Origin of the sequence: Beggiatoa alba B18LD (genome assembly GCF_000245015.1) — a bacterium.
Taxonomy (GTDB): Bacteria; Pseudomonadota; Gammaproteobacteria; order Beggiatoales; family Beggiatoaceae; genus Beggiatoa; species Beggiatoa alba.
In genome coordinates this window covers 1,387,932-1,402,781 of sequence record NZ_JH600070.1, presented here as the reverse complement: position 1 = coordinate 1,402,781, position 14,850 = coordinate 1,387,932, and the positions used below count along the sequence as shown (strand labels likewise).

The 14,850-nt window shown below is 42.2% G+C and carries 12 protein-coding genes; 4 read left to right on the top strand and 8 right to left on the bottom strand.

The features are described from left to right. The first annotated feature begins 137 nt into the window (after positions 1-137). Positions 138-2,012 carry a tRNA uridine-5-carboxymethylaminomethyl(34) synthesis enzyme MnmG gene (gene mnmG / locus BEGALDRAFT_RS05620; protein WP_002684577.1) on the top strand — a complete coding sequence of 625 codons (1,875 nt, stop codon included), beginning with the start codon at positions 138-140 and terminating at the stop codon, positions 2,010-2,012. Positions 2,013-2,427: 415 nt separating this feature from the next. Here mnmG and mch read toward each other — a convergent pair whose 3' ends face one another. From mch to rpmH, 7 genes are all read right to left on the bottom strand, one after another. Continuing rightward, the gene (mch, locus tag BEGALDRAFT_RS05615; protein WP_002684575.1) at positions 2,428-3,378 is read right to left on the bottom strand and encodes a methenyltetrahydromethanopterin cyclohydrolase; all 951 of its coding nucleotides are present in this window, start codon (positions 3,376-3,378) and stop codon (positions 2,428-2,430) included. Next, positions 3,375-4,487 carry an ATP-grasp domain-containing protein gene (locus BEGALDRAFT_RS05610; RefSeq protein WP_002684573.1) on the bottom strand — a complete coding sequence of 371 codons (1,113 nt, stop codon included), beginning with the start codon at positions 4,485-4,487 and terminating at the stop codon, positions 3,375-3,377. Before BEGALDRAFT_RS05610 ends, mch begins: the two co-directional genes overlap by 4 nt. Positions 4,488-4,490: 3 nt before the next feature. Further along, on the bottom strand, positions 4,491-5,387 hold the full coding sequence (locus tag BEGALDRAFT_RS05605; protein WP_002684571.1) for an NAD(P)-dependent methylenetetrahydromethanopterin dehydrogenase: 897 nt from the start codon (positions 5,385-5,387) through the stop codon (positions 4,491-4,493). A gap of 534 nt (positions 5,388-5,921) precedes the next feature. Continuing rightward, positions 5,922-7,607 carry a membrane protein insertase YidC gene (gene yidC, locus BEGALDRAFT_RS05600; protein WP_040294882.1) on the bottom strand — a complete coding sequence of 562 codons (1,686 nt, stop codon included), beginning with the start codon at positions 7,605-7,607 and terminating at the stop codon, positions 5,922-5,924. Then, entirely contained in the window at positions 7,600-7,836 is a 237-nt protein-coding gene (yidD, locus tag BEGALDRAFT_RS18710) for a membrane protein insertion efficiency factor YidD (RefSeq protein WP_232281998.1), read from the bottom strand. Before yidD ends, yidC begins: the two co-directional genes overlap by 8 nt. After that, on the bottom strand, positions 7,821-8,189 hold the full coding sequence (rnpA, locus tag BEGALDRAFT_RS05595; RefSeq protein ID WP_002684563.1) for a ribonuclease P protein component: 369 nt from the start codon (positions 8,187-8,189) through the stop codon (positions 7,821-7,823). The genes yidD and rnpA overlap by 16 nt, the downstream gene beginning before the upstream one ends. Then, entirely contained in the window at positions 8,189-8,323 is a 135-nt protein-coding gene (rpmH, locus tag BEGALDRAFT_RS05590) for a 50S ribosomal protein L34 (protein ID WP_002684561.1), read from the bottom strand. The genes rnpA and rpmH overlap by 1 nt, the downstream gene beginning before the upstream one ends. A 303-nt stretch (positions 8,324-8,626) precedes the next feature. Between rpmH and dnaA the strand changes: the two genes are divergently transcribed. Together dnaA and dnaN are read left to right on the top strand one after the other, a co-directional pair. Next, positions 8,627-9,994: a chromosomal replication initiator protein DnaA gene (dnaA, locus tag BEGALDRAFT_RS05585; protein ID WP_002684560.1), complete on the top strand. Its 1,368-nt coding sequence runs from the start codon at positions 8,627-8,629 to the stop codon at positions 9,992-9,994. 136 nt (positions 9,995-10,130) lie between these two features. After that, the gene (dnaN, locus tag BEGALDRAFT_RS05580; protein WP_002684558.1) at positions 10,131-11,264 is read left to right on the top strand and encodes a DNA polymerase III subunit beta; all 1,134 of its coding nucleotides are present in this window, start codon (positions 10,131-10,133) and stop codon (positions 11,262-11,264) included. A 112-nt stretch (positions 11,265-11,376) separates the two neighbouring features. Here dnaN and BEGALDRAFT_RS17965 read toward each other — a convergent pair whose 3' ends face one another. Next, a complete protein-coding gene (locus BEGALDRAFT_RS17965; protein WP_002684554.1) occupies positions 11,377-14,064 on the bottom strand; it encodes an EAL domain-containing protein in 2,688 nt (895 codons plus the stop codon). Positions 14,065-14,558: 494 nt separating this feature from the next. Here BEGALDRAFT_RS17965 and BEGALDRAFT_RS05570 point away from each other — a divergent pair, with 494 nt between their 5' ends. Then, positions 14,559-14,840, top strand: a complete 282-nt coding sequence (locus BEGALDRAFT_RS05570) for a DUF6489 family protein (RefSeq protein WP_002684546.1) — start codon at positions 14,559-14,561, stop codon at positions 14,838-14,840. Positions 14,841-14,850 lie beyond the last annotated feature (10 nt).

The following is a 14,850-nucleotide window of genomic DNA, read 5'->3' as shown; positions in this document are numbered from 1 at the left end:
ACAACTAACCCAAACTACGAGAATGACACTCTCCCCGCTCCCCAACCCCCTCCCCCTGTGACAAATCCAGAACAAAACGCTAAAATACTAAAAAACACCGAAAATTACCCGCGTTTTATCCCTGATGATTAAGCACTATGAAATATCCCGAGCACTTTGATGTCATCGTAATTGGTGGCGGACACGCAGGCACAGAAGCCGCACTCGCAGCAGCACGTATGGGCACAAAAACCCTCCTGCTCACCCACAATGTAGAAACCCTCGGCGCAATGTCCTGCAACCCCGCCATCGGCGGCATCGGCAAAGGACACCTCGTCAAAGAAATCGACGCACTTGGGGGCATCATGGGACGCGCCGCCGATGTCAGCGGGATTCAATTCCGCACCCTGAACGCCAGCAAAGGCCCCGCCGTCCGCGCCACCCGCGCCCAAATCGACCGCCAACTGTATAAAGTCGCCGTGCGCCGCGCCATCGAAAGCCAAGCCAACTTACAACTGTTTCAACAAGCCGTTGACGACTTAATTGTCGAAGACAACCGCGTCATCGGCGCAGTCACCCAATCAGGCATTCAATTTTACGCGCACAGCGTCATCCTCACCGCAGGCACATTCTTAGCAGGCTTAATCCACATCGGTTTAAGCAATTACCAAGCAGGACGTGCAGGCGACCCACCCGCTATCGCGCTCGCTCATCGTTTACGGGAATTACCCTTGCGCGTTGACCGCTTAAAAACAGGCACGCCCCCACGTATCGACAGCCGTAGCATCAACTTTACCGAACTCGTCCCGCAACACGGCGACACGCCAACCCCTGTTTTTTCCTTTATGGGTGACATCAGCCACCATCCGCGCCAAGTGCCTTGTTACATCACGCACACGAATGAAAGAACCCATGAGATTATTCGTTCAGGGCTAGACCGTTCACCGCTTTACACAGGCGTGATTGAAGGCGTAGGCCCGCGCTATTGCCCGTCGATTGAAGACAAAATTATGCGTTTTGCGGATAAATCTTCACATCAAATTTTCTTAGAACCTGAAGGCTTAGATACCTTTGAAATTTATCCGAATGGAATTTCTACCAGTTTACCGTTTGATATTCAGCTCGGACTTGTGCGCTCAATGAAAGGCTGTGAAAACGCCCACATCACCCGCGCAGGCTATGCGATTGAATACGACTTTTTTGACCCGCGTGATTTAAAACCCAGCTTAGAAACCAAAGCGATAGAAGGTTTATTCTTTGCAGGACAAATTAACGGCACAACAGGCTATGAAGAAGCCGCCGCACAAGGTTTAATTGCGGGTTTAAATGCAGGCTTATTTGTACAGGATAAACCTGCATGGACACCGCGCCGCGATGAAGCCTACATGGGCGTGTTAGTGGATGACTTAATTACTCGTGGGACTAATGAACCTTATCGGATGTTTACCAGTCGCGCTGAATATCGCTTGCTATTACGCGAAGATAACGCGGATTTACGCTTAACCGCAAAAGGACGTGAATTAGGCTTAATCGATGACGTACAGTGGCAAGCCTTTGAAGAAAAACAAGAGGCGATTATTAAGGAACAACAACGTTTAGCAGGCATTTGGGTACGTCCTGACCCTCAATTAGCCGAACAATTGGGGACGGAATTACGTCGAGAAGTGAATTGTATGGATTTATTGCGTCGTCCTGAAATGACTTACGACAAACTGCGCCAACTGCCTCAACTTGCGCCCGCTGTTGCAGACCCTAAAGTAGCGGAGCAGGTGGAAATTCAAGCGAAATATAGCGGTTATATTGAACGTCAAGAAACCGAGATAGCCCGTTCACGTCGTTATGAGGAAGCGCAATTATCGCCTGATTTGGACTATAGCAAGGTGTTAGGCTTATCTGCAGAAGTTCGGCAAAAACTGACACAACACCGTCCGACAAGCGTCGGTCAAGCCTCGCGCATCGCGGGTGTTACTCCTGCAGCAATTTCTTTATTGCTTGTTCATTTAAAACGCCAGCCTGTGAAGTGGTCGGCTTAGTTACAGCAATCTGAAACAACAATTTGTCTGAATCAGGATTTTCAGGATTAGCAGGATTTAAAACCCTTAAACCAAAAAATTAAGGTGAATCATGCTTTTTAATTCTGCTAATTCTGAAAATTCTGTGAATTCTGATTCAGACGAAAAAAGACCTGCTAGGTTTTCAAAACCTAGCAGGTCTGTCGGAACACGCGAAAAAGTCTGAGCTTTTTTTAATCGGCAAGATTAAAACATTGTCTGAATCAGGATTTTCAGGATTAACAGGATTTAAAACCCTTAAACCAAAAAGTCAGGTGAATCATGCTTTTTAATTCTGCTAATTCTGAAAATTCTGTGAATTCTGATTCAGACAAGCCGTTGCCTTTTTAAAAAACTCTCCGAATTCAAGTTACTATATATTCATCCCGCTAGTTTTCTACTCTCCAAATGATTTCGCTAACCCTTGTAAATCAATTTGTCCTGCATGGAAACTGCGACCGCTTTCTAAGGCGGTAATTGTGACTTTTGCAGGGCTGAATAACAGGGGGTCTATTTGGAAAAAATCGTATTTGTAATCTTTGAAAATTTCCGCAAAGGGTCTGCCGTAGTCGCGGGAGGCACTGCTTGGCAGTTGTTCGGCAAGTTGTTTTGCGTCGCTGTCGTCACCTGTCACGAATAGTTGTACCTGTCCACCGAATAGAATTGCGTCGTTTGTGCGTCCCATTGCGGTGACAAAGTCTTTTGCGGGCGGTGGAAGGGGAGCACTACCCATGCCGTCAATAACCCGTTCTAAGGGAAAATGGAGGGTATGGACTTTATGCATAGCGACTTCTAGGACACGGGCAACAATTTGTACACAGCCTGCAAGGCTACGAGTCGGAGTTAGAATGAGGGTGAGGGCTTCGGCAGAGGGTAAATGGCAGTCTTGTACAATTTTGTCGATAATTTCTTGCGGGGGAATTTTATCAACTTCAAGTACAAGAGTTGTATTGGTTGCGTTATCAGTTAGTCCCAATTCATTGAATAGGGGTTCTTTTTGGGCAAGAATACGTCCTGCACCTGAGCCGAGCGCGTAAAATTTTTCGTGGCTTAAGCTCCAGCCCGCGTATTGGCTACCTAAGCAGGCAAGAACAGGGTTACTGGTGTTGACTTGTATTTGCCATGACCATGTCCCTTGTCCTGAGTTGCTGAGGTTGACGTGACCGAGTCCGCCTAGGCAAATTTCGGCAATGCGTAAACCTGCTTGTATGCCACCAATAGCATTAATGCCTGCATCGATGATGGTGCAGTGGGGTTTTTCGACGATTAAATGTAATTTTTCTGCATCTTTGAGCAGTTGGGTAACTAGCGGTTGTGTAAGTGCGTTGATGCTGATGCGGCTGTTCATGCCGTGTTCTCCTGCCATCGTTTTAAAAGTGTTTGTAGTTGTTGTTCACGTTTAAGAATTAATGCTTTGCAATTTCTGCCTTGGGCAAAAATAGTGCAAATGGGTTCGCCACGTTGTATCACGCTGTTGGGGCGTGGTTGGTCGGCTGTCCACGCTGACCATTGGGGGTAACGTGGGATATTTAGGGTTTTTAGCGCGTATAAAATGCGTTTTGCGCGGTTATAACGCGGGTGTGCCAGTGGGCTTGTGGGTAATTTGCCCATTGTGGCTTGTAAGTGCCAGTAAAATAGATTGCCTTTTATTTGGTGTAGTTCAAAACTGGCGGGCGGGCGTGGGTTGATTTCTAGGACATGAAATCCTGTTGCATTGAGTATCATGTCCATGCCGCATAAGCCTTTTAAGCCTGTTTCTTTGACAATGCAATTAACAACTTCGGTGATTTCGGGTTGAAATGGCATGTCGTCCACACGCATTGCGCCTGCGTATAAATATGGGGTGCTGGCAAAGTCTTCATTTATCCATTGTTCGTTATAGCCTATGATTTCAGCCGTTTTCCCATTGGCAAGAAATAGTACGGAGTGGGGATTGCCTGCTAATTGCCGTTGATAATAACAAGCTGATTTTTTTTCTGTTATTACTGTTTTTAACGGTTGCACATGGTAGCCACCTGTTCCGCCGATATGTTTCACTAGCCAGCCTGTTGATGTGTCGGTTGGTGGGGTTAAGCGGGTTTCTGGGTGTGGAATCCCTTGGCGGTGTAATAATCCGAAAAAGGCTTGTGGGTCTTTGATAAATTGTAAGATGTCGGGTGTATTGCCGTATAGGTATCGCCCTTGTGCGAGTTTGGCAAGTAGTGCAGGGTTGTGTTCAAACCCTGAGCCATAGACGAGTGCGGTATTTGTAGGACATAGGCGATGAACTTGTTCAAGTAAATCGGTGTCGTCAAAGTTGTAAGTCTGGGCTTGTACTTGCTGATAGGCTAAGGCGACTCGTTGCGTATCGGTGTCTGCAAAAAGGTCTAGTACATAGGTTGCAAGCCCCGCTTTGTGAGCAGAAACTGCCAGCGCACGGGCAGAAACCGCCACAATTAAGAGGGGAGTGCAATTCATCGTCTAAGCGGATAGCTGACAGGCTAATTCGAATGCACTAGGCAGTTCTAGGTAAACGGGTTTATCGGTTGCCAGCATTTGTTTTAATAAATTATGCTGTACTTGATATTTTACGTTACCAATGGCAAGCGCGCCGATGGCTTTGGCTTGTAGTGGGGTGTTGAGGGGTTTACCGTTGTCCATCACGCCAACGCCTGCAATGCCTTCGGGTGGTACAGCATTGACATCGGCGGCAACGAGTAAATGTTTAGCTTGTAATAAATCGTCCGCAGTCAGCACTTGTACGCCTGCTTTTGCGGTACTCATGACGACGTTGACTTGTTCGAGTAGTTCAAGGCGTTTTTTCGGGGTGCTACCGTCTGCGGGTAGTAGTTTGACGGTGTAGCGGGTACTGTAGGCATCGACGAGTTTAAGTGCGCCTTCCATACCGCGATGGCTGACAATATGCACTTGCGCCCCACAACGGGCAGCAATTACGCCTGCACAGAGTCCGACGGGGCCTGTCCCGCCAAAAATAGCGACTTGTGCGCCTTCTAAGGTTTTTTGATAGGTTTTTAGCGATTTGATAACGAGGGCAACAAGACCTGCAGCAGTGGTGGCTGAACCGCTGGGGTCTAACATAACAGAGGCTTCAAAAGGGGGAACCATTGCTTGCTTTGCTTGTCTTAGCATGTCGTCTGCAACAGCGATATCGCGTCCGCCGATAAAGATACCCGTCCGTTTTACCCCTTTAGGTCCTCTGGAAAAAATCGCGTCTTGAACTAGTCCTGCTATTTCGCTGACTTCAACGGAAGTATAGGGAATGATATGTTCAAATCCCGCATCAATTGCCATGTTGACATCGAAAGGACTTACATTTTTTTCGGGGGTGAAAACGTGAAGGATAGCAGCCTTTTCCATATTAAATATCTCTCCGTTTGGTGTGAATTACATGAAAGCTTATGTCATAGGTAGCTTTTCTATTTATTGGGATGATGCCCGCAGGAATTTTGGGAATAACCGTGGCACGTTGATATTCTAGTACAGTTAGTTAAAAAGCGAAAACGGATAAATCAGGGGTAAATCGGCATGTTTTGCGCTAATTGTAGGTCATGCTTAGAAAAATTATTCATAAAAAAAAGGGTGAAAAAAATCACCCTTTATTTATTTTTTTTATGGATAACCTGAGTTCGGCGAGTTTCTTTTAAAAAAGACAACAGTTTGTCTGAATCAGGATTTTCAGGATTAAAAGATTGTCTGAATCAGAATTTTCAGAATTAAAAAGACAAGAAAATTAAAAGAATAAAAAATTATGTTTTTAATTCTGCTAATTCTGAAAATTCTGTGAATTCTGATTCAGACAAAAAAAGACCTGCTAGGTTTTAAAAACCTAGCAGGTATCTGTTTTATTTTATAAATCTCGCCGAACTCAGGTTATGGATAGTATCAGCTTAATCAGTCGAGTTTGACTTCACCAACCACTTTTTTAGTGATAACCCATTGTTGTGCAATAGATAAGCTGTTATTCACAACCCAATATAACACTAAACCAGACGGGAAGAAGGCAAAAAAGACGGTAAAGACGAGCGGTAATGCCATCATTACTTTTTGTTGCACAGGGTCTAACGGTGCGGGGTTTAATTTATGTTGCAATAACATGGTCGCACCCATAATTAACGGCAATACAAAGAAAGGGTCGGGGCGGGATAAGTCATCCAGCCATAAAATAAAACTGGCTTGACGTAATTCGACACTTTCTAACAGTACCCAGTAAAGCGCGATAAAGACAGGAATTTGTACCAGAATGGGCAAACAACCGCCTAATGGGTTAATTTTTTCCTTTTTGTACAAATCCATCAAGGCTTGATTCATCTTTGCGCGGTCATCGCCATAACGTTCTTTAATGGACATTAAACGCGGTTGCACCCGACGCATATTCGCCATCGATTTATAGCTGGTTGCAGAAAGATGGAAAAATGCCAATTTAATCATGAGCGTTAAAACAATAATCGCCCAACCCCAATTACCAAACATGCCATGTAATAAAGACAGTAACCAGAATAAAGGTTGAGAAATAAACCAGAACCAACCGTAATCAACGGTTAATTCTAATCCTGAAGCTAATGCGGCAAGGTCATCTTGAATCTTAGGCCCTGCGTAGAATTGCAAATTAAACTCATGCGTTGCTTTTGGCTCGATAGTCTCAAGTTGCCCATAAAACCCTAAGACATAACGCTGACCTTGTTTAATGACATTGGTATAGTAATTAAAGACTTCTTCTTTATTCGGAACCCACGCACTGACAAAATAATGCTGAATCATGGCAGCCCAACCATTTGCCCAGCCTTGGCGTTTCTCTTGATTTAATTTGTCATCGCTGATGTCAGAAAAAGACAGTTTTTCGTACAAACTGCTGGGACTTGCAATTGCACCGCCCATATAGGTATGAATAAAACTTGATTGTCCTTGCTCTGCAACTTGGGTGCGTTGAAATTGCGCATATTGCCGAACTTGCCAAGGCGTTTCGCCGTTATTGTGGACACGGTGTTTAACATTGACGACATAACTACCCCGTGTAAAGGTGTAGATTTTATCGACTTGAATCCCTTGTTCATTACGCCAAGTTAAGACAACTTCTAACGTTTTTTCCCCATCGGCTAAACGATATTGAGTCGCATTGACTTGATAAATCGCTTGATGCGTGGGGGCATATTCGGCAGGTAATAACCCTGATTGTGCGACAAAAACATTCGGCAAGCTGTCATTTAATAACTGAAAAGGTCTATCAGGTTCTTCTAAACTGACGGGATACTTTGGCAATGCCATTTGACGAATGTCACCACCAACTGTATTAATCGCTACTTTTAAAACATCTGTTTCCACAGAAACTATTGCTTGATGTGGCAAAAGAGTCTGGCTAGAAGGCACATCTGGCAACGCAGTTGCTTGATGCGTTTTATCCATCACCGTAGGCAAGCCATTTGCTTGACTGGTGACAGGATTCCCATCAGCGGGTAAAGGCGTTGTTGCAACAGGTGCAGGATTAACGGGTTTTTGTCCGTAATCAATTTGCCATTGTTGATAAATCAGTAACAGAATGAATAGCAGGGTAAAAATCAGGATGAGTCTGATATTATCCATGTTGATCAGGTTTCCTTCGCTCAGGCACAGGGTCATAACCACCCTCATGCCAAGGGTTACAACGGAGCAAGCGTCTAATAGCCAGCCACAAACCAGACAGCACCCCGTGTTCACGGATGGCTATTTGGGCATATTCAGAACAGCTTGGGTGGAATCGACAATGTTGCCCCAGATAAGGGCTAATGAAAAGACGATAGCCTTGAATGAGAAGAATCAGGACTTTTTGCATTGCGCGGCTAAAAACCGCCAATGCCTTATTAATGAACATAACAGCGTAGCATTTTCTATGTCGGCTAAATTTTGGCGGGCTAATACAACACAATCTAATCCTGCCAAAGTATGTTGATGAAGGCGGAAACTTTCACGCGCTAACCGTTTCACCCGATTACGCATAACCGCCAATTTCATCTGCTTTTTGGCAATCGCTAACCCTAAACGAGCCTGAGAAAGACCATTAGCGCGGGCAAGCACTGTAAAATAGCGATCACCCGATTTATAAGATTTCTCAAAAACTTTCTTAAAGTCAGCGGCTTTTAACAAACGTTGCTGACGGCTAAACACATAGCGCGTTGAATCGTCCATTAAGCACTTAAACGATGCCGACCTTTTTCACGACGGGATTTTAATACTAAACGACCGCCACGAGTTTGCATCCGTGCACGGAAGCCATGGCGACGTTTACGCACTAATACGCTGGGTTGGAAGGTTCTTTTCATGGGATTTCTCCTCTAATATGCAGGTAGGTAAACAGACTATTGTATTTTTTCTGAAAAAATGTTGTCAAGAGTATAGACCTGAAAAAAATTTCTTATGCTTGCATTTCTTTCTTTATCAATTTGATATTAAAAATAAAACTTAAACAACTTTTCATGATCTAAAAAAATATTTCTTTTTAAAAATCATTAAATTAAGTGGCGATTTAGGAAAAATTTGAAAGCTAGCATATACAAGGTAAGCAGTATAAACTCATTAACCCCATTTTGCTTGTTTCCTGAATTATCTTTCATTGGAGGTTTAAATTGGTATCCACAAAACTGTGGAATGAGTGTCTAAAAACCTTAGAGCGAGAGCTGTCAGGGCAAGACTTTAATGTTTGGATACGCCCGTTGCAAGCCCTCGAAGATACTCAAACTCTACGACTCCTTGCTCCGAATCGGTTTGTCATGGATTATGTTAAGCAAAATTATGCTGAACAAATCAATGCACTGCTGATGCGTTTGCGCCCTAGTGGTACACCACAGTTAACGCTTCAAGTTGGGAATAGCCGTGTCTCCGTGAATAGTTCACCAGCCACAGCTGTATCAAAAAGTTCATTGCTAAACCACGCTGTTACCAGTCAAGCAATCCCAGTCGCTCAAGAGACTTTTACAACCCATCTCAATGCAAAATTACTGTTTAGTCATTTCGTCTCGGGAAATTCAAACCGTATTGCGTTATCTGCCGCAAAACAAGTGGCACAAGAACAAGGGATTTATAACCCTTTGTTTATTTATGGTGGTGTAGGCTTAGGTAAAACACATCTGATTCATGCGGTTGGCAATCAAATTTTACAAAAACAACCCCAATCACGAGTGCTTTACGTTCCCTCTGAACGTTTTGTCAGTGAAATGGTAAAAGCCTTGCATGAAAAGAAAATGAATGAATTTAAACGTCATTATCGATCAGTGGATACTTTACTCATTGATGATGTACAGTTTTTTATGAATAAAGCACAATCCCAAGAAGAGCTATTTCATACCTTTAATTATTTATTTGATAATCAAAAACAAATCATTTTTACCAGTGACCGCCCCCCGCAAAACTTACAAGGCATTGAAGAAAGATTAAAATCACGTTTTAGCTGTGGATTAGCGGTTGCTGTAGAACAACCTGACTTAGAAACACGGGTTGCGATACTGCATAGTAAAGCGCAAATTGCACAAACGCGCTTACCTGAAGAAGTGGCTTATTTCATGGCACAACATATTCAATCTAATGTTAGAGAGCTAGAAGGGGCTTTGCACCGTATTATTGCGACCGCACGTTTTACAAATTCCCCTATTACGCTAACGAGTGCCCAAGAAACCTTAAAAGACCTGATTAATCAAACACAATCACACTTAATAACCTTAGCAGCTATTCAAAAAATCGTCGCGGATTATTTCCGTGTACCAGTTTCGACCATGCGTTCTCGGCAACGCAGTCGACAAATTGCTCGTCCGCGTCAAATTGCCATGAGTTTAGCAAAAGAACTCACACAACACAGTTTGCCCGAAATCGGTGATGCTTTTGGTGGGCGTGACCACAGCACCGTCCTATATAGCTATCGCACGGTTGCTAAACTAAAAACCGCTGATTCACAAGTGCAACGTGATTACAGCCATTTATTAGAACGACTGACACATTAATCCAGAATCCAGTTGTCTGCGGTGTGTATCACATCGCAACAACCCCCTATTTAGAATTCCACCCGAATCTTTTATAATGAGCTTGACTCATTTACATTAGTATTAATTACTTAGCCCTCAATATCAGGAAGAATTTATGAAATTAGCAATAATTCGTAAAGACCTAATAAATCCTTTAAAAATGGTCAATGGGGCAGTTGAGCCTCGTCAAACCTTGCCAATTTTAGGTAATACCCTTGTTGAGGTAAAAGGACAAACCTTGCATTTAACGGCAACAGATGCAGAAATAGAGATTTCTTGCTGTATTCCATTAGAAGCAGAAAGTGATGTAGTCGAAGGGCGTACAACCATACCTGCCCGTAAATTCTTAGATATTTGTCGCTCTTTAGGGGATAACTCGCTGATTGAAATTCAAGCAGAGCCAGATAATCGGGCGGTGATTAAATCAGGACGCAGTCGTTTTACCCTATCAACGTTAAATGCAGACGAATTTCCGACCCTTTCTGCTGATAAACAATCTGAAACAACATTGCGTTTTACCTTTGAAATTGCTCAGCGCACCCTCCGCGATTTATTAGCACAAACACAATTTTCTATGGCACAACAGGATGTCCGTTATTATTTAAACGGTTTATTGTTTGATTTAACGCCTGGAGAATTAGCCGTTGTTGCGACCGATGGGCATCGCCTAGCGATGGCAAAGGAAAGTTTCAACTTAGAAGGCGTAGAACCGACACAAGTCATTATCCCTCGTAAAGCCGTCAATGAACTAGCACGGATGTTAGGTGACAATGCAGACACTCAAATAACCGTCTCTGTTTACGAAAACTACATTAAATTCGCCTTTGCGGACCGTCTTGTATTAAGTAGCAAATTAATCGATGGACGCTTTCCTGATTATCGTGGTGTCATCCCTGCATACCCTGATAAATTCATGTTGGCGCATTGCGACCTGTTAAAACAAGCATTATCTCGTGCCTCTATTCTTTCTAATGAAAAATATAAAGGGGTACGCTTAAGTTTTAATCCACAACGCTTGATTATTACCGCTCGAAATCCTGAGCAAGAAGAGGCTGAGGAAGAGTTAGAAGTTGAATATACGGGAGAAGCCTTTGAAATTGGCTTTAACGTTACCTATTTATTAGACGTATTAAATGCGATTACGACAAAAGAAGTTGAATTCTGCTTTGGTGATACAAATGCGAGTTGTCTCATTCGTCCGAAAGAAATTGATCAAACGAAGTACGTCATTATGCCCATGCGTTTATAAAGCGGGTTCAGCACTTAATCTTGATTGATCGTCATTTTCTGTAAACATGCAAAAAGGTCTGCTAGTCCTTAAAGGGCTGGCAGACCTCATTGAATCAATTAACCCCTAAAACTTACACCTTGCTACTTGCGAATGTATAAATACTGGGCTTAAACGGCTCAGGCGTTGCGATAGCAAAACCTTGCATATAATCAATATCTATCGCGCTAATCAGCGGGATAAGCGTCTCATACTCCACCGCAGTTGCAATGGTTTTAATCCCCATCGGGCGGGCGATTTGTGTAATCGCTTTTACAATATGACGCGATAACATATCGTTTTCCATTTGCTTAATGAGATGTGCATCAATTTTTAAATACTGAATAGGCAAACGTTGTTTTAAGTATTCAAAGGACGCAACACCACTGCCAAACTGTTGCAACGTAAAGCTAAAGCCTAATTGCTCTAATGCTTGAATAAAATAACTGCTTTTCTCTAAGGTATTTAAAACATCTTGTTCATTTAATTCAAAACTGATTTTATCGGGCGAGACGGTTAAATGACTTAATTGCTCTTCCATAAAATGAATAAAGCTATTGTCGTGTAAAGTCAGCAATGACAAGTTAATGCCGATATATTCATCATTAACCTTGTCTAACGGACGCTCTGCCAACTGTGCAAAGACTTGTTGTATTACCCAACGGTCAATTTGCCCCATAAAGCTATAGCGTTCTGCAACGGGTAAAAAAGCAGACGGCAGTAACAGCTCGTTTTTATCGGTACGTAAGCGAACTAAAATTTCATAACAAACCCCATTTTGACTAGGGTCAACCGCAATTAAAGGTTGGCTATAAAGCTGTAATTGATTTTCGGTAATAGCACGACGAATACGATTTGACCATTGTGTTTCATGATGGCGTAAATTGCGCAATTTCTGATCATTGCCTATATGCACATACACATGATCTGCCCCTTCTTCTTTTGCGGCATAACACGCTAATTCAGCCCGTTCAATTAATACAGTAGAATTTTTCTCCGTCTGTGCGTTAATTGTAATTGCGCCAATACTGGCAGTAATACTGAGCGGTTTTTCATCAATCATAAATCGCTGTTCACGCACTTCTTTTAAGAACGAATTGGCGACGTTTTCCGCCCATTCCAACGGACAATTTTTTAACAAAATGGCAAATTGATCGCGTGCTAAACGCGCAAAGATATCTCCACTACGAATCCGTTTTTGCAATGTCGCCGCCAATTGCTGCAACAGTTTATCCGCTTCATGTTCGCCATATCGTTCAACGATGACAGAAAATTGATCAATATCTAAATATAAAAAGGTATGTGAGGAACTTTCCGTTTTTGCCTGTGTAACCAAGGCACTAAGCCGATATTCAAACTCTTGTCGATTAAATAAACCCGTCACAACATCCTGATTACTGGCAATCGTTGACAATTCACGCAAATGTCGCTCTTTAGAAACATCATGAAAAACAATAACAACACCATCAATGTTACGCCCTTGTTGGTCACGAATTGGCGACACTGAATTTTCAATAATAATTTCTTCATTCAAGCGATTAGTTAAAAAACTACGATGAGGCGGGGTATGAATACCACGCAGACACCGTTCAACGGGATTTTCTTGTTTCCCCCCTAATTCATCTAAGGCACGGACTTGAAAAACTTCAGAAATTGGACGATTTAAAACTTGCCGCTGTGTCCAACCCAATAATTCTTCCGCTTGTGGATTGATAAACGTGACACGGGCAAATTGATCAGTCGTAATCACGGCATCACCGATGGAGTGCAAAGTAATAATTGCCCAATCCCGCTCACGCTGTGCATTTTCAATGGCTAAACGGCGTTCACTAAAAGCAACCGCGACAATAAACCCTGTAAATGCGGTAATACCAATAAAACTGATTTCAGAAAATAAATAAATAATATCGCGGTGACTGGGCGCTTTTTCTAACTCAAGGCTACCTACTAATAATAAAGAGGCAACCAGCGAAGCCGTTAACGTCGCGCCATGTTGTTCAAAACGTGTTGCTGCCCAAATGACAAACGGCAAAATCATATATAAAAACAATTGCCGTTGTTGTGCCTGCTCTATGTCTAAACTTAATACACAGACACTAACTAACGTCGTTAATAAGACTAAAGCCTCAAAACGGCGTTTTAAACTCATGTAAATATTTATATTTTCAGGTAGTTGTCGCCAAACTAGCAAGGTTGCTGTCATGACAAACATGCCTATCCCATCGTTTAAAACCGTCGTAATAAAAATTTGCTCACGATATCCTTCAAACTGTGAATTATTCAACGTGGTTTGAAAAAATGTACCAATTAAAGGAAACTCTTGAATATAAAATGCAATGGCATAAATCGTAGAGCCAATCAGTGGCGCGACAAAAAAAGTAACAACGCCAAAACTAAACACATCACGAACACGATTAAATTTATCTTTAAAATTTAAATATTTGAGTAAGAGAACGCTTAAAATGGCTTGTGTTGCTGCCCCAATAGATTGAAAAAATAGAATTGTAAAAATTGAAAGGTCATGTGCCCATAATCCATCAAACTTGGTCAGTAATAATCCTAAAATAATGCCTGGCCACAAACGAATTCCAAATAACCACAAGGCAGATAAAGCAACCCCTGCAGGCAAAAAAACAGGCATCACGCCGCGTGTAGAAATGCCTAGAAAAAAACCGACATGTGCAGCTGCAAAATAAACAGTTGCCAATAAAAAAACTTGAAATAAGTAAGCTAGCCCGTTATTCCATTTATCATGTAATACCGTTGATGGATGTTTATGCATCTGTATATTCAATGGGTTAGTTGATTAAAAGCGTTGTGCTACTAAGCATAAAACGATATTTGTCAATAAGCAATAACTCGTAGATGATAGAAATTAGAAATAATCTGTTTATTGTATTGAAAATAATAGTAATATCACGTTATAAATAACATGTTTCATCTTTGTTAAAGATGGGTGGTCTATGCATTATTTAGTTTAAGGGTTTATGCACCGCATCATTAACTTAATGAATAAATTAAGCATAAAATAATGATGATACTTTGATTTTTATCGCTTCAACATAATTTATGTGTATGACAAAAAGCGATTGTATTGTCTATGCTGGTGTCATAGAGAAAGGCAAGTTTCACACCATATCAGTAAATCATAGGCGGGGCGTTGTCAGGCAAGATATCTGCCATTACATATTTTCCCCTAAAACGGTACACTGCTCACTGTTTCAAGCTGACTCCTACCTAATCATTAGGCAGGACTACCTCATCGAGTGCATGATTATGAAAATAAAAGTTGATGTTGAAGCAACGCCACAAGAGTTGAGAAGCTTTTTTGGATTACCTAATCTTGAACCTTTACAAGATGAAATGTTAGAAATCATCCGCAAAAACATGTCCACAGGGATTGAAGGTTTTGACCCTGCAACATTGATGAAACCATTTTTACCTGAGCATTTACAATCATTAAGCACCTTACAAAAAACCTTTTGGCAAGCCATGATGGGCATGTCAAATAATCACGATAAAGATAAACAGGAGAAAAAAGAAAAAGACACGCCCTAAATTTTTTATT

Excerpts from the sequence above, each read along its gene's own strand:
- BEGALDRAFT_RS17965 (WP_002684554.1), bottom strand. The coding sequence starts at position 14,064 with ATGCATAAACATCCATCAACGGTATTACATGATAAATGGAATAACGGG.
- mch (WP_002684575.1), bottom strand. The coding sequence starts at position 3,378 with ATGAACAGCCGCATCAGCATCAACGCACTTACACAACCGCTAGTTACC.
- BEGALDRAFT_RS05610 (WP_002684573.1), bottom strand. The coding sequence starts at position 4,487 with ATGAATTGCACTCCCCTCTTAATTGTGGCGGTTTCTGCCCGTGCGCTG.
- yidD (WP_232281998.1), bottom strand. The coding sequence starts at position 7,836 with ATGCAAAAAGTCCTGATTCTTCTCATTCAAGGCTATCGTCTTTTCATT.
- mnmG (WP_002684577.1), top strand. The coding sequence starts at position 138 with ATGAAATATCCCGAGCACTTTGATGTCATCGTAATTGGTGGCGGACAC.
- yidC (WP_040294882.1), bottom strand. The coding sequence starts at position 7,607 with ATGGATAATATCAGACTCATCCTGATTTTTACCCTGCTATTCATTCTG.
- rnpA (WP_002684563.1), bottom strand. The coding sequence starts at position 8,189 with ATGGACGATTCAACGCGCTATGTGTTTAGCCGTCAGCAACGTTTGTTA.
- dnaN (WP_002684558.1), top strand. The coding sequence starts at position 10,131 with ATGAAATTAGCAATAATTCGTAAAGACCTAATAAATCCTTTAAAAATG.
- rpmH (WP_002684561.1), bottom strand. The coding sequence starts at position 8,323 with ATGAAAAGAACCTTCCAACCCAGCGTATTAGTGCGTAAACGTCGCCAT.
- BEGALDRAFT_RS05605 (WP_002684571.1), bottom strand. The coding sequence starts at position 5,387 with ATGGAAAAGGCTGCTATCCTTCACGTTTTCACCCCCGAAAAAAATGTA.
- BEGALDRAFT_RS05570 (WP_002684546.1), top strand. The coding sequence starts at position 14,559 with ATGAAAATAAAAGTTGATGTTGAAGCAACGCCACAAGAGTTGAGAAGC.